This window comes from Marinobacter lipolyticus (assembly GCF_018424605.1).
GTDB classification, from domain to species: Bacteria; Pseudomonadota; Gammaproteobacteria; order Pseudomonadales; family Oleiphilaceae; genus Marinobacter; species Marinobacter lipolyticus_B.
The window spans coordinates 23,678-48,487 of record NZ_QTKT01000013.1; the positions used below are offsets into that span (position 1 = coordinate 23,678).

The following is a 24,810-nucleotide window of genomic DNA, read 5'->3' on the forward strand; positions in this document are numbered from 1 at the left end:
CTGTCACTCGCCGGTTGCGGCCATGAGCTGGCGATTGAGCGATTCTTCCAGCGCAGCGCGGTAATAGAGGTATTGGGTGGTCTGGATATCCTGCTGGTAAACCTGCGGATCCAGATCGTGGGGCAGATGCACATCGGTGAGGTAAACGGGGTAATGCTCGCCAGGCTGACGAATCGAGCGCAGGTAGTGGGCGACCGCCGGAATCAGCTGGTCGCCGTACTCCTGTACGGTGAATTCCTGATCACCACAGAAGATGTCAAACCGCAGGCGGTGGTCGCCTTCCTGTACGCCAACCGCCTGCACCTCCAGCCCGCGCAGCGTCGCCCCGCCATCGTCATCGAACCGGCGCTCGGGGTGCCAATCGTCATTGCGCCGCACCAGTTCGTAACACTGCACGCCGGCAATGCCGTCGGGGCCATCGGTCTGGCGCAACTGTCGCCGCTCCACCAGATTGGCCAGAAAGCGCAACAGCGGCACCAGCAGATACCGCCGGCTGCTGAACGCCTGCCCCCAACTGAACACAGACCCCCGCTCATCGACCACCCACAAGGTGGCGTGCTGCCCGCTGACCCGATAGAACACCTGGACGTTGGCCGGCTCGCTGGCATGGCACACGGCCCGCAAAGGCAGATTGTCCAGCAGCGCGCCACGATCAAATACCACCGGCAGATAGTGCTCCTGGGGGCGTGCCAGCTGTTCCATCAATGCCGCGGTGCTGTCCACGGCAATAAAACCGGGCTCACGGCCACTGAACTGCAGCACGAAGTAACGACGGTCCATCTCGATCACGTAGCGCAGGGGATGGGGTCCACAGCCGCCGGCGAAAAAGTGCCGGATCACGTCGGTAAACAATTCCTGAACCCGGCGTGCAATCGCGGCACCGTGCCCGCTGTTGTGACTGTGCACCATCATCTCGGGCAGGTGGGTCGGGGCAGCTGCCACCGAGGCCAGTACATTCTTCAGGCACTGGATCAGGGTGTCGCCGGCCGCGTAATGCTGCAGGCTCACCTCGTGCCAGCTGTTGAAGGTGACCTGATCAATGGTCGACACCAGGTTGTCACGCCCACCGCTGAAACCGAGGGAATCGTGACGCGCGCTCAGCTTGTGCAGCCCGCGGCCGGTGAGATGCGCCTGGGGGTCCACGCCCACGTTGACAAACAACAGATTGCGCAGCGGCCTCACGCCGCGGGACAACGCCTCGCGAGGGGCCGGCACCACCGGGGAGGGAACAAAACTGGCGAGCGCATCCAGCATCTCCCGCAGCTCCGACACGGAGGCGGTACTGGTCCCCGCCCGCACGTTCAGTCGGGTCGCGCGGGTCAGCAGGCCGTTGCAGTAACACCACACCATCAACTCGGTCAGGTTACCGCTGCGGCGGATCACCGGCTGCCAGAAGGCATCCGAAGGATCCTCTAGGTCACGGTACAGCAGCCAGCCAGTCTGCGTGGGATCGCCGGCCTGCTCCGACTGATGGTGAAACGCCAGGTTTTCCTCTGCCAGCGACGGCGCCAGACCGGGGTTGATCTGCTCAATCTTGCCCGCTTTGCGCTGGAACGCCGCGTAGAGTTTGCGGCCCAGCAGGTTCATGTCACTGGCGCTGATGGCGGCGTGCCCGCCGTGCTCGCGCGCCAGCTGCGACAGCAGCCGGTAACTGTGGGTGAGTTCGGTGACGAAGAGGCGGCGCAGGGCCATCACATCCTCGGCCCGCCAGCGCTGCCGGTTGTCCAACTCCTTCAGCTGCGCCGTCTGCCAGCCCCATCCTGCGACCAGCTGACGCAACAGCCCGGCACGCCAGCCATCGGCACCGGCTTCCGCCCGGGACAACGGCAGCCCTGCTTTCAGGTACAGGCTCCGGCGCACCAGTTCGAGCCGCTCGCCAGCCTGCCCCGCCAGCAGCCAGCGTTCCAGGCGGTCATACAGTAAAACATAGGGATCGAGCCGGTCGGCACGGGTCTCGCCCCCGAAAATGGCCGCTTTGTAGACCCCCGAGAGCAACGGCTGCCCGCGGTCGCGGGCGTAGCATTCAATCAGCAGCAGCTTGAGAATCGACTTCCAGGGCGTATCGATACCCTTGTACAACTGCCAGACGCCGGCGCCGAGAAATTCCTCCCGGGGGATGGCGGGCACCGGCCCGAAATCAATGTACTCGTCGCCCTTGATAAAACGACACTCGATCAGCTGGCGCGCACAATCGTGATACTCGGCTTCTTTGCTGGCCGGCACCAGCCACCACAGGGGATAACGCCCACCCAGGTGAATACTGGTGCGGTAGAACTCGTCGAGCAAAAGGAAATGCTGGGCACTGCCACAGTTCTCGCCGGTCACTTCCGCGCGCTGGCGCCCGGCACGCCAGTCGGCCGCGGAAAACACAAACACGTGCAACTCGACACCCAGGGACGCGGCCCAGGCCGCCAACCGGTCCGCCTTGCGTTCCAGGCACAGCACCCCCCGCTCCGACAGATCCGGGCGATGGCAGAGCCAGACATCGAGGTCGCTGGCAACGGAGTGCCCGAGGGTGCCCGGGCTGCCCATCAGGAATAGCGCTTCCAGATCCGGCTGGCGTCGGCCCTCATCCTTGAGCGCGAAGGTGCGGGCCAGCCGTCGCGCGGCATGCAATGCGGACTCCGACGGCCGATAGTGGCTCAGACCATAGGGGCAATCGCGATCGAGGTATCCCGGCAACGACGGGTGGTTCAGGTGAAACACCAGCGGCAACACCTCAAGCACTGCCTGCTGACGATAGTTCAGGGCTGAATGCGCCCGCTGCCAGCGCTGCTCATTCACCCCGAGGAAACGATCGCGCAGCAGCCGCAGGGTTTTTCGATCAATACCCTCGTCGAAGTCCAGGGCAATGGGCATGCTGTGAATGGTCAAGGCGGCTCCGCGGGAGAGGTTCTTTCCGGTGTTATTATCAGTATGATGGATGCATCGTGGCAAAACCGACAAAAAAATAAAAGCGGGACTACTTTATACACTCCCGGCGAGACACTGGCTGAGGCTCATCCGTCGTGAAAGAATTTTTTATCCGCCGCTACCGGTCTGACAACACCGGGTCAGCGGAGCGTCGCACCCTGATCCGTATCAACGACGAAGGCACCATCACCTTCGCCGACAACCATGCCAATGCCGTGCTCGGCTACGACGCCAGCGAACTCGAAGGCCAGCCCGTACAGCGGATTCTTGCGGCCCGACAGGATGACCCGTTTGCCACCGCCAACCGGCACCGGATTGAAAGCGGCGAACCGGTCATGATCACGCTGCGCCACAAGGAAGGCTTCTTTTTCACCGCCAGCCTCAGCCTGCGCATGAACATGCGGGATTCCGACCAGGCGGCCAGTGCCTACATCGCCCTGCGGGACAAGTCGCCCATCGATCATCAGCTACTGCGACTGGCCGAGTCCTCCGCCGGCTTCGGGATCTGGGAACTCGACGTAGGCACCAACCAGCTGACCTGGACCGACGGCCTCTACGCCCTGCTGGAACTCCGCCCCGGCACAGACATCACCCCGGAGCAGGCTCTGTTCTATTGCCAGAGCGGGCAGAACCGGGTGCGCGCCATGTTCCGACGCTGCCTCCTTGCCGGCCAGCCGTTCTCGGTGATGCTGGATCTGCAGACCGCCCGGCAGAAGCACCGGCGGGTACAGATCAGCGGACGGGCGATCAAACAAGGCGGCCGCGTATGCAAACTCGTCGGCACCCTGGTGGATCACACCGGAGAAATGCTGCGGGAGCAGAACCGCCAGCAGGCCCAGGACCTGCTGGGCGCCACCACCAACGCCACCAGCGATCTGGTGGTGGCGGTCGACCGCCAGCTGAACCTGCTGCATTTCAATCAGGCCTTCGCCCGCCAGTTCACCCACACCTTCGGCCAACTGCCCCGCACCGGTGCCAGCCTGATTGATATGTTGCAGGACTTTCCCAATGAGCGGCGGCTGATCGAACGGCTCTGGCAACGGGCGTTTGAACGGGACAGTTTCGTGGTCGAGATGCCGCTGGCGCAGCAGAACCGTGAACTGCCGGTGTACGAATTCCACTACCAGCGGCTGACCAACGCCCAGGGCGAGGTGATCGGCGCGGTTCACGTCGGCCGCAACGTCAGCGCCCGCACCAACACCACCGCCAGCAGCGAATACCGCATCCGCCACGATCCGGTCACCGGGCTGATGAACCGCAAGGCCTTCCTGCAGCGCCTGGGCCGCGTGATGGACCCAGCCCGTCGCAAAGACAACGTTGACAGCCTGCTGTATCTCGACCTGGATGATTTCGATCGCATCAACGAAGCGGCCGGCAGCGGTACCTGCGACCGCTACCTGCGTGAACTGGCCGGCAACCTGGGGGTGCGGGTACGCCAGCGCGACGCCCTGGCGCGGCTTTCAGGCGATACCTTTGCGCTGCTGATCGAAAACTGCCCCGAGCCCACCGCCCGCAAGATTGCCGACAACATGCTCGAACTGATCGGCAGTTTCGTCTTCGACTGGCAGGACCAACAACTGCAAACCACCGCCAGTGGTGGCCTGCTGGTACTGGCCGATCACCTGCCGGAGGATCCGGAACAACTGCTCGGGCAGGCGGCGGACCTGTGCCACACCGCAAAAACCTCCGGGCGCAACCGCATTCACGCCGCCCACGCATTTTCCGGCGCCCTCGAGGAAAGCGGCGCGGGCAAACTGGTGGAGCAGATCCGCGATGCGCTGGACAACGACCGCCTCATTCTCGAATACCAGGCGCTGCGGCCGGTCGCCAGCGTTACCTGGGGCGATCACATTGAAATCCTGGCCAGAATTCCGGGGGAGAGTGCCGAGCTGCCGTCCCTGCAGCCCGGCGAGTTCCTGCCGGTTGCCGAACGTTTCGATCTGGCGAAACAGCTGGACCGTCAGGTTATCCGCCAGACTCTGCAATGGCTGAACGGACAGGCGCTGCTGGAGCCAAGACTGAAATACTGTGGTTTCAACCTGTCACTGGCCAGCGTGCTGGACGACACCTTCGCGGATTTCCTCGAGGCGTTGCTGGCCCGTTCGCCCTATGCCGCCGACAGTTTCTGCCTGGAGATACGCGAGTCCCACGCCACCCAGTACCCGGATGATGTCGCCGTGCTGTGCGATGCATTGCACCGCATCGGCTGCCGGGTGGCGCTGGACGGCGCCGGTGCGTCTGTGGAGAGTTACAGCCTGGCCGCCAGGCTACCGGTGGACATTATCAAGCTGGATCGCAAGATGATGCAGAATCTGCACGATGACCCGGTACAGCAGGTGATGGTGGAGGCGCTGCACAAGATCGCCGAGGCCTCCGGGAAAACCACCGTGGCGACGTTTATCGAGAGCGACGATACGTTGCGCAAAGTGCGGACGCTGGGTATCCATTACGGTCAGGGATTCCGTCTGTATCGCCCGCGCCCGCTGACAGATCTGAAACCGGCCGCGGTCGAGCTGAGCACCGGGCGGATCGGCGGCTAGCGCCCCGCCCGGCCGGCGGTCAGAGCTGCTTGCGAGCCCGCGCAACGGCGGCACGAACCTGGTCCGGCGCGGTGCCGCCCAGGTGATCACGCGCCTGCACCGAGCCTTCCAGGGTCAGCACATCGAACACATCCTCACCGATGACATCCGAGAACCGCGACAGCTCCTCCAGGGTCATGTCCGACAGATCGCGGTTCTCAGCCACCCCGAACGCCACGGCCTTACCGACGATTTCGTGGGCATCGCGGAAGGCCACGCCCTTCTTGACCAGGTAGTCCGCCAGATCGGTTGCCGTCGAGAAGCCACGCTTGGCCGCCACCCGCATGTTGTCGGCCTTGGCGCGAATGGCCGGAATCATGTCGGCATACGCCTTGAGACACCCCTTGATGGTGTCCACGGTGTCAAACAGCGGTTCCTTGTCTTCCTGGTTGTCCTTGTTGTAGGCCAGCGGCTGACTCTTCATCAGGGTCAGCAGGCTGATCAGATGCCCATTCACCCGGCCGGTCTTGCCGCGCACCAGCTCCGGCACATCCGGGTTCTTTTTCTGGGGCATGATGGACGAACCGGTACAGAAGCGGTCCGGCAGATCAATAAAATCGAACTGCGCGGAGGTCCACAGCACCAGCTCCTCGCTGAAGCGCGACAGATGGGTCATCAGCAGCGCCGCGAAGCTGCAGAATTCAATGGCGAAATCCCGGTCGCTGACCGAATCCAGGGAGTTCTCGGTGGGGCGATCAAAACCCAGCAAGCGCGCCGTCATGGCCCGGTCAATGGGGTAGGTGGTGCCGGCCAGCGCCGCGGCGCCCAGCGGCATCACATTGACCCGCTTGCGGCAATCCTGCAGGCGCTCGCCATCCCGCACCAGCATCTCGTACCAGGCCAGCAGATGATGACCAAAGGTCACCGGCTGGGCCGTCTGCAGGTGGGTAAAACCCGGCATGATGGTATCGGCCTCGCGCTCGGCAAGATCCAGCAGGCCGGCTTTCAGCCGGGTCAGCTCCTCGGCGATGACATCAATCTCGTCGCGCAGGTACAGACGGATGTCGGTGGCGACCTGATCGTTGCGGCTGCGGCCGGTGTGAAGCTTCTTGCCGGTGATGCCGATGCGGTCGGTCAGGCGGGCCTCGATGTTCATGTGCACGTCTTCCAGGCTGACAGACCACTCGAACGTACCGGCCTCGATATCGGCCTTGACCGCCTGCAACCCTTCGAGGATGCTGTCTCGCTCGTCCGCCGTCAGCACGCCGACTTCCGCCAACATGGTGGCGTGGGCGATGGAGCCGGTGATGTCGTGGTGGTAGAGGCGCTGGTCAAAACCCACGGAGGCGGTGAAGCGTTCGACAAAGGCGTCGGTCGGCTCACTGAAGCGACCACCCCAGGGCTTTTCGGAGTGTTTGTCGGGGGTTGTGCTCTGGTCAGGCTTTTTCTGATCCGTCATGGTCTATCTTTCCTGCTGACAGCCCGGCATTATTTTGCGGGAGTGAGTAAATGGATGATCGCGGGATTATAACATTGCCGCGCGTCCTGTTGTGCTCCCGGTTCAGGATCCCGATGTAATGGCAGCAACCGAGAAAACCAACGACTTTTACGTACCGGACCTGTGTCGTGTGCGCTCCGTGTTCCTGCTGTTGGTCACCAGCGAACTGATGGTACTGGTGCTGTCCATCGTGCAGGCCGAAGGCGGCTGGATCGACTGGAACTACTTCGGGCTGCTGTCGCTGTTCGTGCAGTGGACCGTACTCACCAGCGCCGCGCTGATTTGCCTGCTGCGCAGTCGGCTGGCCCGACTGACCACCCCACGCGCCACCCTGGCAATGCTCACCATCGTAGTGCTGGACGTACTGGCCTTCAGCCTGTTTGCCGACAGCGTGCTGCACCCACAGCGCGGCATGCCCGACTGGCAGGCAATCGCAAAGAAACTGCTGCTGGCCCTGCTGATCGCGCTGATGGTACTGCGGTATTTCTATCTTCAATACCAGTGGCAACAGCAACGGGAAGCGGAAATGCAGGCGCGGCTGACCGCCCTGCAGGCCAGAATCCATCCGCACTTTCTGTTCAACAGTATGAACACCATTGCCAGCCTGATCGCGGTCAACCCGGAACGGGCTGAAGACGCGGTGCTTGACCTGTCGGAACTGTTCCGCGCCAGCCTGCGTGCCGGCGACCGGCTGATCCCACTGAAAGATGAACTCGACCTGTGCCGGCGCTACCTCGACATCGAAGCACTGCGCCTTGGCGAGCGCCTGAAGCTGGAATGGCAGGTGGCGCCGGGCCTCGACAGGCAAGGCATCCCGCCGCTGACGCTACAGCCACTGCTGGAGAACGCCATCTACCACGGTATTCAGCCACGGCCGGAGGGCGGCACGGTCAAACTGGATGCCAGTTGCCGTGGTTCGTTCGTCTACGTCATGGTTCAGAACCCGCGGCCTGAGCAGGCCATCAGCAGCCACGACGGCAACCGCATGGCACTGGCGAACATCCAGTCGCGGCTGCTGGCGCTGTTCGGCGAGCAGGCGGTGCTTAAACACAGCCACCAGAATGACGTCTACACGGTCACGCTGCGCTTGCCGCGCCAGAGCGCCGACCAGTTACAGGAAACCGCCACCAAGAAAACGGCAGAATCCCCATGACCCTGACCACCCCTGCAACACGCAAAGTGCTGATCGCTGACGACGAGCCGCTGGCGCGGGATCGCATCCGCCGACTGATCGAAGACATTCCCGGTTACCGGGTCTGCGGTGAAGCCGCTGACGGTGACAGCGCCCTGCGCCAGGTGGCGGACCTCGGGCCCGACATCGTCCTGCTGGACATCCGCATGCCAGGCATGGATGGCATGGACGCCGCAGCCGCCATCGCCGAGCTCGACAACCCGCCGGCAGTGATCTTCTGTACCGCGTACGACCATTACGCCATCAAGGCCTTCGAAGTGCGGGCGGCGTCCTACCTGCTCAAGCCGGTACGGCGCGAGGCGCTGGCCGAGGCGCTCAATCGCACCGCTCAGGTCAACCGGGTACAGCAACAGGCCATGGCATCCTCCGGCGCCGACAGCAGCGGCCAACTGGCCATCCGATCCCATCGTGGTACCGAGCTGATCGACATCGGGGCAATCCTCTACTGCGAAGCCGACCAGAAGTACGTCACCATTCACCATACCCGTGGTGAAACCGTGTCGGATTACACCCTGAAGGAGCTGGAAAACAGCCATCCGCAGGCGTTGCTGCGCATTCACCGCCATACCCTGGTGGGCGTGGGCTTCGTCCGGGCGCTGATTCGTGACGCCAGCGGCCACAGTTTCGTGGAGCTGCGCGACGGGCGCGGGCAGCTGCCGGTAAGCCGTCGCCACACCAGTGCGGTGAAACAATGGCTGCAGGAACACCAGCCCGGTTAAACGCCGCGCCGCGACTATGCCCGCCGGCCGGCGGCCACGGGACTTTTACCCGCCTTCAGGGTACCCTTGGCGGACATTTTTTCACATTGGCAAGGCACAACCATGTCAGAACGAACCCTTCGTATAGCGACCCGCAGCAGTGCCCTGGCGCTGTGGCAGGCCGAATTCATCAAATCCGAGCTGGAACGGCTGCACGACAACATCACCGTGGAACTGGTCAAGATCAAGACCCAGGGCGACAAGATTCTCGATGTCCCTCTCGCCAAGATTGGCGGCAAGGGTTTGTTCGTGAAAGAGTTGGAAGAAGCCATGCTCGATGGCCGCGCCGACCTGGCGGTGCATTCAATGAAGGATGTGCCCATGGAGTTCCCTGAGGGCCTTGGTCTGGTGGCCATCTGTGAACGGGAAGATCCTACCGACGCGTTCGTCAGTAATCACTACGACACCGTTGATGCCCTGCCCCAGGGCGCCGTGGTCGGAACCGCCAGCCTTCGGCGCGAGGCCCAGCTGCGGGCCTATCGCCCGGATCTTGAAATTCGCGTGCTGCGGGGCAACGTCAATACCCGCCTGGCCAAGCTTGACGCCGGTGAGTACGAGGCAATCGTGCTGGCCAGCTCCGGACTGAAACGCCTCGGGTTCCATGAGCGGATCCGCTATTGCCTGCCGGATTCCCTGTCGCTGCCCGCCGTCGGCCAGGGTGCCCTCGGCATTGAATGCCGCCTGAACGACACCGAACTGCAGGCCATGCTGGCGCCGCTGAATCACCGTGACAGCGCCGACCGCGTGAAAGCCGAACGCGCCCTCAACCGCCGCCTCCAGGGTGGCTGCCAGGTTCCCATTGCTGCCTACGCGCTCTTGGAAGACAACGACACCGTCTGGCTGCGGGGGCTGGTCGGCGCCGTGGACGGCACCCAAATCTTCCGGGTTGAAGGTCGCGCGCCGCGCGAGGAAGGCGAACGCCTGGGCCGCGAGCTGGCCGAAGACCTGCTGGCGATGGGGGCTGACAAGGTGCTGGCGGAGATCTATGGTCACCTCCCGACCTGATCGCCCCAGCCTGGCCGGTCGGCGCATACTGATCTGCCGGCCGGAACCGGAGGCTTCCCGCCTGGCCGGCGCTTTTCGTCAGGCGGGGGCGACGGTACGGGTGCTGCCGCTGATCGAACGGGAACCCCTGCCGGAAACCGCAGTCACCCGCAGCGTGATCCAGGATCTCGATCTCTACGCCCATGTCATTGCCGTCAGTCCCTACGCCGCCTCCCTGTTTCTGGCGCTGGCGGACAACTGGTGGCCCCAGCTGCCCATGGGCATACGCTGGTATGGAGTTGGCGGCGGAACTGCGGCAGTGCTGGCCGGCCACGGCCTCAGCCCCAGCAAGCCCGCCCAGGGCTGGACCAGCGAAGCGCTGCTGGCATTGCCTTCCCTGCAAACGCTCACCCATGAGAAGGTGTTGCTGGTCAGGGGCGAGGATGGCCGCGAACTGATTCACCAGACCCTGACCGATCGCGGCGCCGCCGTCACGCTTCTTCCCCTGTACCGCCGCCGCCAGCCCGAGCACGATCCGGCCACGATCCGCGAGGCTCTGCTAAGCTTCCAACCGGACGCCGTCGTCATCTTGTCAGGGGAAACATTGAACAATTTCATCGCACTGAGTAAGAATAGCGGCCATAATCCTGATAAATCATTACTGGTCGTCCCCGCCAGCCGGGTGGCCGAACAGGCGCATCAGGCGGGGCTGACACAGACCTGCATTCCAGAAAGCCTGGCGGATACCGACATTGTGGCTACCGTTGCACAGGAGCTGCACCACCGGAACGGTAGCGCCCAAAACACAAAGTAAGGATGCCTGTGACTGAATCAAATACGCAACTGCCCGCCCCCGTCGCCAAGGATCAGTCTGGTCGCCGCAGAATCTGGCCCCTCTGGTTGCTTACCCTGCTCACCATCGCGCTCCTTGTGGCCCTGGCTCTGTGGAACTGGCAGCAGTGGAACAATCAGCAGGCGCTGCAGCAGGCGCTGGCCGATACCCGCGAGGACGTGTCACGACTCGACCGGATGTACGGCGACAGTGGCAGCGAGCAAAGCGAACGGCTCCGGGCACTGGAAAGCAAGCTCGCCGACCAGCGCGAACTGATTGCAACCCAGCAACGGCAGATCGATCACAACGCCCGCGAGCTGCTGGAAGCCGGTAACCGAACCCGTACCGACTGGCTGCTGGCCGAGGCCGAATATCTGCTGCGGGTGGCCAACCAGCGACTGCTGATCGAGAAAGACATTCGCGGCGCGCTCGCGGCACTGGAAGCGGGCGATGACGTACTGGAGGAGTCCGACGATATCGGTGTCTACCCGGTGCGCCAGCAGCTGGCGAAAGAGATTCTGGCGCTCAAGGGCATAGCCGATGTAGACCGCACCGGTCTCTACCTGACATTGGAAGCTGCCATCGACAGCGTCAACCGGCTGACCGATGACGCTCTGGTCCATGAGCGGGCACCGGGCTTTGTCACCCGCGCCGATGAGGCCCTGGGCGACGAAGCCGGAGGCGAGCCCGGCCTGCTGAGCCAGGGCTGGTCACGGGTAAAGAACACCCTGGCGGATGTGGTGGTGGTGCGCCGCCTTGATGAGCCGGTCAAACCCCTCCTTTCCCCGGATCAGAGCGCCTACGCCCGCCTGAACCTGCAATTGATGCTCGAAGAGGCAGAAATGGCGGTGCTGCGCGGACATCAGGAGCTGTACGAGCGCGCGTTGACCAAGGCAGACAACGCCATCAATGACTGGTACGACGACACCAACCCGCAGGTAGCCGCACTGACACAGACGCTGGACGAGCTACAGGGCCGCAACATCGACCCGCAGCTGCCCGAGATCAGTCGGTCGCTGGAACTGCTCAAGGCCCGGCTCGAGGGCCGCCGGGCGACCGGCAATGGTGACAACAGTGCAGACGGGGAAGACAGCGGCGATGAGGAGAACGCCTCATGATCCGCCTGCTGCTGATTCTTCTTGTCGCCCTGCTGATCGGTACCGGCCTGTCCATGGGCCTGCAGTATGACCTCGGCTACATCCGCATCAGCCTGGGCCATTACCTGATCGAGACCAATTTCTGGGTGGGACTGGCACTGCTGCTGGCCACTGTGGTGCTGTCGGTGCTGGTGATCAATCTGGTGCGGCGGCTGCGCCATGGTACCGGGGTCATGACCAGCTGGATTGCCCGCGGCAGCGAGCGCCGTGCCCGCCGCCGCACCACCCAGGGCCTGCTGGCATTGGCCGAGGGCAACTGGCCCCGTGCACGCAAGCTGCTGACATCGTCCGCCGGGCACGCCGACACGCCACTGATCAACTACCTGGCAGCCGCCCAGGCCGCGTTCGAATCCGGCGATCACGACGCCGTCGACAAACTGCTGCGGCAGGCGTTCGACAGCACCCCCGGCTCCGACATGGCCGTGGGCATCACCCAGGCCCAGTTGCAACTGGCCGGAAACCGCCTGGAACAGGCCCTGGCCACGCTGGTTCGCCTGCGCAAGCAGGCCCCCCACCACCCATTCGTACTCAAGCTGCTGAAAAACACCTACCTGCGGCTGGAGGACTGGCGCGAACTGTCGAAACTGCTGCCGGAAATGCGCAAGCGCAACCTGCTGACTGGCGATGAAACCGAGAATCTGGAACGCACGGTGTGGCAGAACCTGCTGCAACGGGCCGCAGAAGACTGCCGTCGGCAGACCGGCAGCGATTCGGCCTCCCTCGAGCCGCTGACCCGCCTGTGGGACGAATTACCCGGGGTACTGCGCCGGGACGAACACACCATCCGCGAGTACGCCCGCCTGCTCGCGGCCCTGGGTGATGAGGCCCAGGCAGAAACGCTGCTGCGCAAGGTGCTGCGCAATCACTGGAGCGACGAACTGATCAACCTTTACGGTCGCCTGAAGGGCCACAAACCGGACGAGCAGCTGCTGATCGCCGAACAATGGCTGAAGGATCGCCCCAACAACGCCGAGCTGCTGCTGGCGCTGGGCCGATTGAGTCTGAGAAATGAGCTGTGGGGCAAGGCGAGGGAATACTTCGAAACCAGTCTGCGCCTGCGTCGCAGCCGCGAAACCCTGGCCGAGCTGAGCCGGCTGAACGCCCACATGGGCGAAGGCGAGACCAGCGTGAAGCTGCTGATGCAGGGCTTCGTGAAAGACAGCGAGCTGCCGGACCTGCCCATGCCGAAGGCCTGATAGCAGGCCTTCAGGTTCTCGGGGCGTACTCCAGCACGTCGGAGAAAAACGCCGTTTCCGGCAAGCCCGCGTCGATCAGGGCGTCCATCAGGGTGTACACCATGGTGGGCGAGCCGCTGGCATGCACTTCAACATGCTTCCAGTCCACCCCCGAGGCCAGCACCGCCCGTACCAGCTGGTCGTGATGCCCGGCCCAGTCATTGTCCTCGTCGTCGCCAACCACCGGTAAGAAGGTGAACGGTGGCCAATCCTGCTGCCATTGCTGCGCCAGCGAGCGCAGGTACATGTCTTCGTGGCGCCGCACTCCCCAGAACAGCTTGACCGGCTCTTGATAGCCCGTTGTTCTCAGGTAATCCACCAGGCTTTTCATCTGCGCGAAACCGGTACCGGCGGCCACCAGCAACATCGGCTTTTCCGGCGCAGCGGCCAGGCAGGCCTTGCCGTGGGGAAGCTCAACCGTGACCTCGCTACCCGAGGTCAGCGCCTCAATCACCTTTTGCGCCGAGACCCAGTCCGGTGCGGCCTGGATATGCAGTTCAATGCTCGATTCGGTCGGGCTACTGGCAATGGAAAAGTAGCAGGGATCGGCATCCGGGAGATTCACCGACAGATACTGACCGGCATGAAAGGACAACTCCCGTCGACGGGGCAGTTGAAGCTCGACCCGATACACGTCGTGGCTGATGGAGCGAACGTCCACCACCCTGGCCCGGTATTCACGAGGCTGATTGGTTCCTGCTGCCATAACGGCGTTTATCTCCAGTTGCAGGTCCTCGAGCGCCAGGCTTCTGCACAGCATCAGGCGCTCGGGAACCGTCATCGTCTGTTGGTTGCGGGTGTTCAGCGCGTGGCCGGCCAGCAGGCGAGCCTCGCAGATTTCGCACACCCCATTGCGGCAGGCGGCGGGCACGGCAATGCCCGCTTGGGCCGCGGCGTCGAGCAGGTCCTGGTCCGGGCGAACGGAAAATGTCAGCCCGGAGGGTTTCAGGGTTACCCGATGCACATCAGTGTTCCTGTTACTCGGGGCGACGGGGCGATGTTTCAATCCCCAGGCTATCCCAGAGCTCGTCCACCCGCTGTTTGACGTCCTCGGTCATGGCGATGGGCGTGCCCCATTCCCGGTCGGTTTCGCCCGGCCATTTGTTGGTAGCATCCATCCCCATTTTCGAGCCCAGACCGGACACCGGCGAGGCAAAATCCAGGTAATCAATCGGCGTGCTCTCCACCAGAGTGGTATCCCGCGCCGGGTCCATACGGGTGGTCATCGCCCAGATCACGTCCTGCCAGTCCCGGGCGTTGACGTCATCGTCGGTGACAATCACGAACTTGGTGTACATGAACTGACGCAGGAAGGACCATACCCCCATCATCACCCGCTTGGCATGGCCCGGGTACTGTTTCTTCATGGTCACCACTGCAAGGCGATAGGAGCAGCCTTCCGGGGGCAGGTAGAAATCCACGATCTCCGGAAACTGCTTCTGCAGAATCGGGATGAACACCTCGTTGAGCGCCACACCGAGAATGGCCGGCTCATCGGGCGGGCGGCCGGTGTAGGTGCTGTGATAGATCGGGTCCTTGCGATGGGTTATGCGCTCGACGGTAAACACCGGGAACTCATCCACTTCGTTGTAGTACCCGGTGTGATCCCCGAACGGTCCTTCCGGCGCCACGTCGTCCGGGTAGATGAACCCTTCCAGCACAATCTCGGCACTGGCCGGAACCTGCAGATCACTGAGACCACATTTGACCAGTTCGGTGCGGCCGCCCCGTAACAGGCCGGCAAAGGCGTATTCCGAGAGGGTGTCCGGCACCGGCGTTACCGCACCAAGAATGGTGGCCGGATCGGCGCCGAGGGCAACCGCCACCGGGTAGGGCTGCCCCGGATTGGCCTTCCTGAACTCCTGAAAGTCCAGCGCGCCGCCACGGTGACTGAGCCAGCGCATGATCAGCCGGTTCCGGCCAATCACCTGCTGACGGTAAATGCCCAGATTCTGCCGCTCCTTGTTCGGCCCGCGGGTGATCACCAACGGCCAGGTCACCAGCGGACCGGCGTCCCCGGGCCAGCAGTGCTGCACCGGAATCTGGTACAGATCCACCTGGTCTTTATCGATCACCACGTCCTGACAGGGCGCCGAACGCAACACCTTGGGGCTCATGCGCATAACCTGGCGGAACAGGGGCAGCTTTTCGATGGCGTCTTTGAAACCCTTGGGGGGATCCGGTTCCTTCAGAAAGGCCAGCAGCTTGCCAATGTCCCGCAGCGCGGTCACATCCTCCTGCCCCATGCCCATGGCCACCCGTTTCGGCGTGCCAAACAGGTTGGCCAGTACCGGCATGTCGTAGCCTTTGGGATTCTCGAACAACAACGCCGGACCGCCTGCCCGCAACGTGCGGTCGCAGATCTCGGTCATTTCCAGGTGCGGGTCGACTTCGACGGAAATACGCTTGAGCTCGCCCAGCTTTTCCAGCTGATCGATAAAGTCTCGCAGATCGTTGTATTTCATTCGGTGCTCCGTTTTTGCGCTTCCGGTACTACGGAGATGGGACGGCACTGGACTTTTAGCCCGGGGCGGAACGAGATGTGGGGCAGGGGCCCCAAAACGGGAAACGTGGTTTCCCTGAACGTTTTGGAACCCCTGCCCCACACCTCATTCTTCAGACTTCAGGTTACGGCACCGCATTCCGGCGCCTCACCTGTGCCTGAAATCAACGACGCTTCATGGACTGGAAGAATTCGTCGTTGGTCTTGGTTTCTTTCAGCTTATCCAGCAGGAACTCGATGGCGGCGGTGTCGTCGTCCATGGAGTGCAGCAGCTTGCGCAGGATCCACACCCGCTGGATGTCTGCCTCGGTCATCAGCAGGTCCTCGCGGCGGGTGCCGGAGCTGCGGATGTTGATGGCCGGGTAGGTACGCTTCTCGGCAATCTTGCGATCCAGATGGATCTCCATGTTGCCGGTACCCTTGAACTCCTCGTAGATGACCTCGTCCATCTTGGACCCGGTGTTCACCAGTGCGGTTGCCAGGATGGTCAGGCTACCGCCCTCTTCCACATTCCGGGCAGCACCGAAGAAGCGCTTGGGTTTCTCCAGGGCGTGGGCGTCCACACCACCGGTCAGCACCTTGCCGGAAGACGGAATCACCGTGTTGTAGGCGCGGGCCAGACGAGTGATGGAATCCAGCAGGATCACCACGTCTTTCTTGTGCTCGACCAGACGCTTGGCCTTTTCGATCACCATCTCGGCCACCTGAACGTGACGGGCCGGCGGCTCGTCGAAGGTGGAGGCGATGACTTCGCCGCGCACGGTGCGTTGCATTTCCGTCACTTCTTCCGGACGCTCGTCGATGAGCAGTACCATGACGTGGCATTCCGGATTGTTACGGGTAATGGACTGGGCGATGCTCTGCATCAGCAGCGTCTTACCGGCCTTGGGCGGAGACACGATCAGACCACGCTGCCCCTTGCCGATGGGCGCCACCAGATCGAGCACCCGCGAGGAAAGGTCCTCGGTGCTGCCGTTACCGGCTTCGAGCATCAGGCGCTCGTCCGGGAACAGCGGCGTCAGGTTTTCGAACAGAATCTTGTTGCGGGCGTTGTCCGGCTTGTCGAAGTTAATCTCATTAACTTTCAGCAGGGCAAAGTAACGCTCGCCGTCTTTGGGTGGGCGGATCTTGCCCGCCACCGTGTCACCGGTTCGCAGGTTGAAACGACGAATCTGGCTAGGCGACACGTAGATATCGTCAGGGCCGGCAAGGTATGAAGCATCGGCGGAACGGAGGAAACCGAAACCGTCCTGCAGAATTTCCAGTACGCCATCACCGTAGATGTCTTCGCCGCTTTTGGCATGTTTCTTCAGAATGGTGAAGATAACATCCTGCTTGCGCGAACGAGCCAGGTTATCAAGGCCCATCTCTTGCGCAATATCGAGCAATTCGGGCACGGATTTCTGCTTGAGTTCAGTAAGGTTCATAGGTTGTTAGATTGTCAGGAATGGAAGTAAACGAATATTGGAATGACAGGAATGCCCTTGAACGGATTGATCGGGTATTAGCTGAACTTGGTGCTGGCCAGATGGAGCAACCGGTAAGTGAAGAGAGCCGGAAAAGTACTGAAGCCAGAGACAGGAAGAACAACCGTTCGCCGGGCACTTGGGATAATCGTCCACCTGACCAATGAATGTCAAGTGATGCTGGCCAAATTTACACCAACGACTGCACGCATCACAGCGGAAATACCCCGGGGCCGCCCGGACTCCCCCTCATGGGATACCCCCTTCCATTCCCCTGCCGCTACGGAGATACTGGCCACAATCAGTGATTTAACCTGCGGAGCCAGCTCATGAGCAGCGAAGAAACCAGCGAACTCAAGCCCCTGAACATTGCCATTCTGACGGTATCGGATAGCCGCGGCGCCGCAGAGGACACCTCGGGCCAGTATCTCGAAGACCAGGTGGTCGAGGCAGGACACCAGTTGATTGCCCGCCGCATCCTTCCCGACGACGTCTACCTGGTGCGTGCGCTGATGGCCGGCTGGATTGCCGATCCGGACATTCACGCCGTCATCATCACCGGCGGCACCGGATTTCACGAACGGGACAGCACTCCCGAAGCCGTGGCGCCGCTGCTGGACAAGACCATCGACGGCTTCGGCGAGGAATTCCGGCGGTTGTCCGCCGCGGAAATCGGCACCTCGACGATCCAGTCCCGGGCTTTTGGCGGCCTGGCCAACCATACGGTGATCTTCTGCCTGCCCGGCTCCACCGGCGCCTGCCGCACTGGCTGGAACGGCATTCTGAGCAGCCAGCTGGACAGCCGCCACGGCCCCTGCAACTTCTCCGCGCTGGCGTTGCGCAAGCCCCAAGCGCCCTATCAGCGACTGCACGAGAAAATCGGCAGCCGGGGGACCAGATAACCATGGCCGACCAGCAACTGACGCCCGTAGACGCTGCCATCGACCAGCTCCTTGCACAGGCAATGTCGGTGACCGGCCGGCAAACCGTCGCGCTCGCCGACAGCCTGGGACGGATTCTTGCGGACGATCATCGGGTACCTGCGGACGTGCCACCCGCCGATAACAGCGCCGTGGACGGTTATGCCCTGAGAGCCCGCGACCTGTCAGCGGGCAAGGCACTGCCGGTGTCCGCGCGGGTCCCTGCAGGCCATGCTCCCGCGGCCATTGAGCCTGGCACCGCTGTTCGCCTCTTCACCGGCTCTGAAATTCCCGCCGGTGCCGATGCGGTGGTGATGCAGGAGCGAACCGAACGGACCGATGCCGGCATTACCGTTCAGGCAGAAGTAAACGAGGGCCAGAATATCCGCCGCCGCGGCCAGGACCTGAGCGCGGGCGACCTGGCACTGGCCAGGGGCACCCGCATCCGCCCCCAGGAAATGGGCTTGCTGGCCTCCATGGGTGCGGCCCGGGTTGAGGTGTCGCGTCGCCTGAAGGTCGCCATCCTGACCACCGGCGACGAGCTGGTGGAACCGGGAACGCCCCTTGAGCCCGGACAGATCTACAACACCAATCGCTTCACCTTGCTGGGCTTGCTGGCCGCCGCCGGTTGCGAGGTGGTGCTGTGTGAAACGCTCCGGGACACCCGGGAAGCCACCCGTTCGACCCTGAAACGGGCCGCGGGCGAGGCGGACCTGATCATCACCAGTGGCGGCGTGTCGGTGGGTGAGGAGGATCACGTGCGGGCGGTGCTGGAGGAGTCCGGAGAGCTGGCGCTGTGGCGGCTGGCGATCAAACCGGGCAAGCCGCTGGCGTTTGGCAAGATCGCCGGCACCCCGATTCTGGGCCTGCCGGGTAACCCTGCGGCGGTACTGGTGACGTTCCTGGTGGTTGCCATCCCCTACATTCGCAAATGCCAGGGTGCAACGCATTACCGGGCGCAGGGCGAGCGGCTACCCGCCGCTTTTACGGTCGCATCGCCCTCTATCCGACGGGAGTTTGTGCGGGCACGAAAGGAAGTCCACGACCAGCGGGTCGCCGTTGCCGCCTATCCCAACCAGAGCTCCGGCATGCTCAGTTCGGCGTGCTGGGCCGATGGCCTGGCGGTGGTTCCGGAGCACACCACGATCAGCCCCGGTGATACACTTACCTATTATTCCTTTGCCGAGCTTCTGGGGTAATCATGGCCGACGACACCACCCTGACCGTGCGCTTTTTTGCCCGCCTGCGGGAAGAATTGCAGACCGACACCCTGACGCTGCCGCTGGACACGCCCACCACCGCCGGTCAGCTGCTGTCCACGCTGGCGCAGAAAGGTGGCCCCTGGGCTCAGCTGGCCGGGGGACAACCGGTGATGATTGCGGTGAACCAAGCCATGGCAAAACCGGACACCCCGCTTAATGGCGGAGACGAGGTGGCGTTCTTCCCACCGGTGACGGGAGGCTGAAATGAACTATTCGGTTTCTGTCCAGCATCAGGATTTTGACGTCGCCGAGGAATATCAGGCACTGCGGGACAGCGGTGCCGGCACCGGTGCCATTGCCACCTTCACCGGGCTGGTGCGCGACAGCGGCGATCTGCAGGGGGTCACCGGGCTGTTCCTGGAGCATTATCCGGGGATGACTGAGCAGGTGGTCACCGGTCTGATTGCCGAGGCATCGACCCGCTGGGATGTGCGCAAGGCACGGGTGGTGCACCGAGTGGGCAGGTTGGCGCTGTGCGACCAGATCGTGTTCGTGGGGGTGTGCAGTGCCCATCGCGGCGATGCGTTTGCGGCCTGTGCGTTTATCATGGACGCGCTGAAAACGTCGGCGCCGTTCTGGAAAAAGGAGTTGTCGGGCGAGGAAGAACATTGGGTTGGGCAGAGGGATTCCGACCTGGCGCGGCATAGAGATTGGGAATAGGCAGCATGCCGGTGCCTGACCGGCCGGTCCCTAATGCGGGTAGGTGGTGCCGAAAAACGCTTTGAATACGTCCCTGTACGCTTGGGCTCCGCCATCCATGGCTCCGCACATTTTCGGCACCACCTACCCGCATTAGCGCCCTTCTGTTGAGTTGTCTTCGATGTCTTTCGGGCGATTCCTGTTTTTGAACGCCTGAGACACATCTGTGAATGCCACCCGTTGAACTCCCGCTGCTTCTGCGAAGGCCATCACTTTGCGATTGCCTTGCTGTAGCTGCTTTTCCAGCAGTGGAACCAGGGCTACCGGATAGACACCGTGGAGCGGGTGCACCCTGCCCTCGCATTCGGCGATTACGGCAGTTTCCGGGGCAGCCTGCCAGGCGCTGACAAGTTTCACCAGAATCGTAGGGGTCATTTCGGGGGTATCACAGGGGCAGACCAGAACCGCAGCGGCACCGTGAGCCCGGGCCCGGCGCAGGCCAGTGAGAAGGCCGGCGAGAGGGCCCTGGCCGTGAACCGCGGTGTCATCCTCGAATACCTGGTCAGGGGCCGGGGCGAGCGCGTGGTAGTCATCAAGGGAGCGGTTGGCGCTGATCAGCACAGGGCTGGCAACGGTCGAGAGGGCCGCAAAAACCCATGCGGCCATGGGCCGGCCCTGCCAGGGAACCATGCCTTTGTCGCGTCCGCCGAGGCGGCGACCTTCGCCTCCGGCCAGCAGCAGGCCGATAACGCGTGACGGGCGGGAAGGGTTCTTCATGGCCATAAAAAACCGCCCGTGAACCAGGGTTCAGGGGCGGTTTCAGCCGTTCGGGCAGCAATCAGAGATTGCTGTCCAGGAAGGCCGCGAGCTGGGATTTGGACAGCGCGCCCACTTTGGTGGCGTCCACGTTGCCGTTCTTGAACAGCATCAGGGTGGGAATGCCACGGATGTTGAACTTGGGCGGCGTTTGCTCGTTCTCGTCGATATTGAGCTTGCAGATCTTCAGCTTGCCGTCGTATTCATCGGCAATCTCTTCCAGAACCGGCGCGATCATTTTGCACGGGCCACACCATTCAGCCCAGTAATCTACCAGTACAGGTACGTCAGACTGCAGTACGTCCTGTTCGAAGGATGCGTCGGTTACGTTTACGATATTTCCGCTCATTACCATTTCCTGATTCAGGCACCAAACCGGCCTTGCGGCCTTTGCCGAAGCGTGGTGCTGTTGAACGTTGCTGAAGGCTGCCGTAAGAGTACCCGGCGGCCGTTCATCCTCATCTCAGTAGCGCATACTTTACGCGATTGGTCGGCTGTCTGTGAAGCGGTTCTGCCGACCTCTCGGTTTACCGCTATACTGAGCGGGAGCAAATCCCCGATTTGCCTCTACTGACAGATCCGCCGGAATTCGCTTATAGTACCGGCACCGGTAACCCCCAGAGGAACTCTTCACCCGTGACGGCCACTCCCTCCGCCGAATCAGAAAATACGTCGCCCGAGCTGCTCGCTGCAATCGACATGGGGTCCAACAGTTTCCACATGGTGGTGGCCCGTCTGGTTCACGGGGAGATTCGCACCCTCGAGAAGATGGGCGAGAAAGTTCAGCTCGGTGCCGGCCTTGATGCGTACAACCGGTTAACCGAGGACGCTCAGCTTCGCGCCCTCGCCTGTCTCAGCCGATTTGCCCAGCGCCTTCAGGGCATGCCCGCGGAGGCAGTGCAGATTGTGGGCACCAACGCGCTGCGGGTTGCGCGCAACGCCCAGGAATTCATGTCGCGGGCGGAGCAGGTGCTGGGCTATCCGGTGGAAATCATTGCCGGTCGCGAAGAGGCCCGTCTGATCTACCTGGGCGTGTCGCACACTCTGTCCGACGACAGCGGTCGCCGGCTGGTGATTGATATCGGTGGTGGCAGCACGGAATTCATCATCGGCGAGCGCTTCGAGCCCCAGGAACTGGAAAGCCTGCACATGGGCTGCGTGTCCTTCCGCAATCGCTATTTTGCCGATGGCCGGATTTCCCGGCGCCAGATGGACAAGGCGGTCACCCACGCCCAGCAGGAGCTGCTGAACATCCGTCGCCATTTCCGCGGTGTTGGCTGGCAGAGCGCGGTGGGGTCGTCCGGGTCGATCAAGGCGATCGCCAGCGTACTGGAGACGCTGAAGATCACCAATGGCGCCATCACCCTTGCCGGCATGACCGAACTGCGCCAGCGTCTGATCAGCATGGGCAGGGTCGAAAAACTCGGAGATCTGGGCGTCAGGTCGGACCGCCAGAGTATTTTCCCGGCCGGTTTTGCCATTCTGATGGGGGCTTTCCAGTCGCTGCAGATCGAGGAAATGACGTTTGCCGAGGGCGCCCTGCGGGAGGGTCTGCTCTACGACATTGTCGGGCGCATCCAGCACGAGGACGTCCGGGAGCGCACCATCGCGGCGTTGCAGGAGCGTTATCATGTGGATCAGGCTCATGGCCGCGCGGTGGAAGACACCACCATCGCAGCCTGGGATCAGGTTGCCGACACCTGGGCACTGAGAACCCCGGCGGACGAGGAAGTGCTGCGCTGGGCCTGCCGACTGCATGAAATCGGGCTGACCATTTCCCACAGCCAGTACCACAAGCATGGCGCCTACCTGCTGCGCTATTCTGACCTGCCCGGATTCAGCCAGCAGTTCCAGCGTGACCTGGCCACTCTGGTGCGGGGCCACCGCCGCAAGTTTTCCTCAGCCATCTTCGAGGGCCTGGACCCGGAAGACATTCCCCGGCTCAAATACCTCTGTGTGCTGGTCCGTCTCGGGGTGCTGATCCAGCACCCACGCAACATGGAGGCGGCGCCCACCTTTCATCTGCATGCCGGCGAAAACCGGCTGGCCATCGAATTTCCCCACGGCTGGCTTGAAGAACGCCCACTGACCCTTGCCGATCTGGAGAACGAAGCGGATTACCTGGCCAAACAGGGTTTCACGCTGGTGGTTAATCCCTAGGCCACCAGTTCCGCCTCAAGGTTTTCCACCGTTTCGCTGATCTCCAGCCACTCGGCTTCCACGGCCTCGAGCCGGCTTTTCAGCTGCGCCTGCTCCCCGAGCTTTTCCTTGAGCCTGGCCTTGCCGCTGTCCTGGTATACCTCGGGGGCCGACAGGGATTCCTCCACCACTTTCAGTTGCTGCTGCAGCTGCTCCATGGTTTTCTCCAGCGCGCTCTGCTGCTTGCGGTAGGGGCTCAGTTTCTGGCGTATCGCCGCTTCCGCGCGTTTACGCGCTTTGCGGTCGTCCGCGCTTTCCCCGACGCCTTCGGCGGCGGCCACCTCGCCGGTGGTGTTCCCGGCCAACGCGTCCCCGGGGTCGCGTCTCGGCGCGTCTACTTCATCCTTGCGGCGATCCGCCAGCCAGCGCTCATAGTCTTCCAGGTCGCCCTCGTACTCGCAGACCCGGCCGTCGTTGACCAGCCAGAACTCGTCGACGGTGTTACGCAACAGGTGCCGGTCGTGAGACACCACCACCATGGCACCGTCAAAGTTCTGCAGCGCCATGGTGAGCGCCTGGCGCATTTCCAGATCCAGATGGTTGGTGGGCTCATCCAGCAACAACAGGTTTGGTTTCTGCCAGGCAATCACGGCCAGGGCGACCCGGGCCTTTTCACCGCCGGAAAACGACCGGATCGGGGTCAGCGCCTCGTCGCCGTGAAAATCAAAGCCACCGAGAAAATTGCGGATACTCTGTTCAGACGCCTTTGGCGAAAGCCGTTGCAACTGCAGAAACGGACTGGCGTCCAGATCCAGGGAATCCAGCTGATGCTGGGCGAAATAGCCAATGGCCAGATGCTCGCCGGTGGTGCGTTCGCCCGCCAGCAGCGCGGCTTCGCCCCGCACCGCATCCATAAGAGTCGACTTGCCGGCGCCGTTGGGACCCAGCAGGCCTATGCGGCTGCCCGGCAGCAAACTGAGGTTGATGCCATCGAGAATTCTTGTGTCGCCGTAGCCGGCCGCACCATTGCGAATGGACAGCAGCGGGTTGGACACTTTCTCGGCCACCGGAAATTCGAAGCTGAACGGCGAATCAATGTGAGCCGGAGCGATTTTCTCCATGCGCTCCAGTGACTTTACCCGGCTCTGGGCCTGACGGGCCTTGGTTGCCTTGGCCTTGAAGCGGTCGATGAAACGCTGGATCTCCGCGATGCGCGCCTGCTGACGCTCGAAGCCGGCCTGCTGCTGGGCCAGCCGCTCACTGCGCTGGCCTTCGAACGCCGAGTAATTGCCGGTGTAGAGTTCCAGTTTGCACTGGTGAAAATGCACCACGTGGGTAACGACCCGATCCATGAAGTCGCGATCGTGGGAAATGAACAGCAGCGTGCCTGGATACCGGCGCAGCCAGTTCTCAAGCCACAGGCACGCGTCCAGATCCAGGTGGTTGGTGGGCTCGTCCAGCAACAACAGTTCGGAAGGCCGCATCAGGGCCTGGGCGAGGTTCAGCCGGATCCGCCAACCGCCGGAAAAGGCCGACACCGGGCGCGCCGTGTCGGCATCCACAAAGCCCAGCCCCCGCAGCAAAGCTGCTGCACGTCGTGGCGCCGACCACGCTTCATGGACGTCCAGCTCACCATGAATGCGGGCCATGGCATGGTCATCTCCGCGCTGCTCAGCGTCCGCCAACTCACGCTCCATGCGCCGCAGATCGTGGTCCCCATCAAGCACAAAGTCGAGCGCCGAGCGCGACGACGCCTCCACTTCCTGGGCCATGTGGGCAATGCGGCAGCCACCGGGCAGCGACACGCTACCCTGCTCGGGTGAAAGCTGGCCAAGCAGGAGCTGAAACAGGCTGGATTTGCCGGCGCCGTTGGCTCCGACAATGGCGACACGCTGTCCAGGCTGGATCGTAAGGTTGACCGCGTCTAGTAACCAGACGCCCCCCCGTTGTAAACTGAGATCGGTTATCGTTAGCATG

At 62.7% G+C, this 24,810-nt stretch carries 20 protein-coding genes; 12 read left to right on the top strand and 8 right to left on the bottom strand.

Annotated elements, in window-relative coordinates; translation table 11 throughout:
• Positions 1–3: 3 nt before the first annotated feature.
• Positions 4–2,874: a class I adenylate cyclase gene (locus DYI22_RS15310; protein ID WP_213478951.1), complete on the bottom strand. Its 2,871-nt coding sequence runs from the start codon at positions 2,872–2,874 to the stop codon at positions 4–6.
• 134 nt (positions 2,875–3,008) lie between these two features.
• Here DYI22_RS15310 and DYI22_RS15315 point away from each other — a divergent pair, with 134 nt between their 5' ends.
• Positions 3,009–5,453, top strand: coding sequence for an EAL domain-containing protein (locus DYI22_RS15315; RefSeq protein WP_213478952.1), 2,445 nt, complete (start codon positions 3,009–3,011; stop codon positions 5,451–5,453).
• Between the two features lie 19 nt (positions 5,454–5,472).
• Here DYI22_RS15315 and argH read toward each other — a convergent pair whose 3' ends face one another.
• On the bottom strand, positions 5,473–6,891 hold the full coding sequence (argH, locus tag DYI22_RS15320; protein WP_213478953.1) for an argininosuccinate lyase: 1,419 nt from the start codon (positions 6,889–6,891) through the stop codon (positions 5,473–5,475).
• A gap of 118 nt (positions 6,892–7,009) precedes the next feature.
• Here argH and DYI22_RS15325 point away from each other — a divergent pair, with 118 nt between their 5' ends.
• The 6 genes from DYI22_RS15325 (at position 7,010) to DYI22_RS15350 (ending at position 13,049) form a co-directional block, all read left to right on the top strand.
• On the top strand, positions 7,010–8,083 hold the full coding sequence (locus DYI22_RS15325) for a sensor histidine kinase (protein WP_213478954.1): 1,074 nt from the start codon (positions 7,010–7,012) through the stop codon (positions 8,081–8,083).
• Complete coding sequence (locus tag DYI22_RS15330; RefSeq protein WP_213478955.1) at positions 8,080–8,841, top strand: LytR/AlgR family response regulator transcription factor; 762 nt, start codon at positions 8,080–8,082, stop codon at positions 8,839–8,841. Before DYI22_RS15325 ends, DYI22_RS15330 begins: the two co-directional genes overlap by 4 nt.
• Before the next feature lie 102 nt (positions 8,842–8,943).
• On the top strand, positions 8,944–9,885 hold the full coding sequence (gene hemC / locus DYI22_RS15335) for a hydroxymethylbilane synthase (RefSeq protein WP_213478956.1): 942 nt from the start codon (positions 8,944–8,946) through the stop codon (positions 9,883–9,885).
• Positions 9,866–10,678 (top strand): uroporphyrinogen-III synthase, encoded by an 813-nt coding sequence (locus DYI22_RS15340; RefSeq protein ID WP_213478957.1) that lies wholly within the window; start codon positions 9,866–9,868, stop codon positions 10,676–10,678. The genes hemC and DYI22_RS15340 overlap by 20 nt, the downstream gene beginning before the upstream one ends.
• A 2-nt stretch (positions 10,679–10,680) precedes the next feature.
• Complete coding sequence (locus DYI22_RS15345; protein ID WP_213478958.1) at positions 10,681–11,814, top strand: uroporphyrinogen-III C-methyltransferase; 1,134 nt, start codon at positions 10,681–10,683, stop codon at positions 11,812–11,814.
• Positions 11,811–13,049 carry a heme biosynthesis HemY N-terminal domain-containing protein gene (locus DYI22_RS15350; protein ID WP_213478959.1) on the top strand — a complete coding sequence of 413 codons (1,239 nt, stop codon included), beginning with the start codon at positions 11,811–11,813 and terminating at the stop codon, positions 13,047–13,049. Before DYI22_RS15345 ends, DYI22_RS15350 begins: the two co-directional genes overlap by 4 nt.
• Positions 13,050–13,059: 10 nt before the next feature.
• Here the strand turns inward: DYI22_RS15350 and DYI22_RS15355 are convergent, their stop codons facing one another.
• The 3 genes from DYI22_RS15355 to rho all read right to left on the bottom strand — a co-directional run bounded on the left by DYI22_RS15355 (position 13,060) and on the right by rho (position 17,018).
• On the bottom strand, positions 13,060–14,052 hold the full coding sequence (locus DYI22_RS15355; RefSeq protein WP_213478960.1) for a 2Fe-2S iron-sulfur cluster-binding protein: 993 nt from the start codon (positions 14,050–14,052) through the stop codon (positions 13,060–13,062).
• 13 nt (positions 14,053–14,065) lie between these two features.
• Positions 14,066–15,553 carry a 4-hydroxy-3-polyprenylbenzoate decarboxylase gene (gene ubiD, locus DYI22_RS15360; RefSeq protein WP_213478961.1) on the bottom strand — a complete coding sequence of 496 codons (1,488 nt, stop codon included), beginning with the start codon at positions 15,551–15,553 and terminating at the stop codon, positions 14,066–14,068.
• Between the two features lie 202 nt (positions 15,554–15,755).
• Positions 15,756–17,018, bottom strand: coding sequence for a transcription termination factor Rho (gene rho / locus DYI22_RS15365; RefSeq protein ID WP_213478962.1), 1,263 nt, complete (start codon positions 17,016–17,018; stop codon positions 15,756–15,758).
• Positions 17,019–17,386: 368 nt separating this feature from the next.
• Between rho and moaB the strand changes: the two genes are divergently transcribed.
• Genes moaB through DYI22_RS15385 form a run of 4 tightly spaced genes read left to right on the top strand, consistent with a single transcriptional unit; the run spans position 17,387 to position 19,899 of the window.
• Positions 17,387–17,959, top strand: a complete 573-nt coding sequence (gene moaB, locus DYI22_RS15370; RefSeq protein ID WP_213478963.1) for a molybdenum cofactor biosynthesis protein B — start codon at positions 17,387–17,389, stop codon at positions 17,957–17,959.
• Positions 17,960–17,961: 2 nt separating this feature from the next.
• Positions 17,962–19,176, top strand: a complete 1,215-nt coding sequence (glp, locus tag DYI22_RS15375; protein ID WP_213478964.1) for a gephyrin-like molybdotransferase Glp — start codon at positions 17,962–17,964, stop codon at positions 19,174–19,176.
• Positions 19,177–19,178: 2 nt separating this feature from the next.
• A complete protein-coding gene (gene moaD / locus DYI22_RS15380) occupies positions 19,179–19,442 on the top strand; it encodes a molybdopterin converting factor subunit 1 (protein ID WP_213478965.1) in 264 nt (87 codons plus the stop codon).
• A 1-nt stretch (position 19,443) separates the two neighbouring features.
• Positions 19,444–19,899 (top strand): molybdenum cofactor biosynthesis protein MoaE, encoded by a 456-nt coding sequence (locus tag DYI22_RS15385; RefSeq protein WP_213478966.1) that lies wholly within the window; start codon positions 19,444–19,446, stop codon positions 19,897–19,899.
• Between the two features lie 132 nt (positions 19,900–20,031).
• On the opposite strand, the gene mobA is transcribed toward DYI22_RS15385, so the two are convergent.
• Together mobA and trxA are read right to left on the bottom strand one after the other, a co-directional pair.
• Positions 20,032–20,661: a molybdenum cofactor guanylyltransferase MobA gene (gene mobA, locus DYI22_RS15390; protein WP_228301076.1), complete on the bottom strand. Its 630-nt coding sequence runs from the start codon at positions 20,659–20,661 to the stop codon at positions 20,032–20,034.
• Positions 20,662–20,716: 55 nt separating this feature from the next.
• Complete coding sequence (gene trxA / locus DYI22_RS15395) at positions 20,717–21,043, bottom strand: thioredoxin TrxA (protein WP_012139190.1); 327 nt, start codon at positions 21,041–21,043, stop codon at positions 20,717–20,719.
• A gap of 287 nt (positions 21,044–21,330) precedes the next feature.
• Between trxA and ppx the strand changes: the two genes are divergently transcribed.
• A complete protein-coding gene (gene ppx, locus DYI22_RS15400) occupies positions 21,331–22,854 on the top strand; it encodes an exopolyphosphatase (RefSeq protein ID WP_213478967.1) in 1,524 nt (507 codons plus the stop codon).
• On the opposite strand, the gene DYI22_RS15405 is transcribed toward ppx, so the two are convergent.
• Complete coding sequence (locus tag DYI22_RS15405) at positions 22,851–24,809, bottom strand: ATP-binding cassette domain-containing protein (RefSeq protein WP_213478968.1); 1,959 nt, start codon at positions 24,807–24,809, stop codon at positions 22,851–22,853. The two genes, ppx and DYI22_RS15405, sit on opposite strands and share 4 nt — an antisense overlap.
• Position 24,810 lies beyond the last annotated feature (1 nt).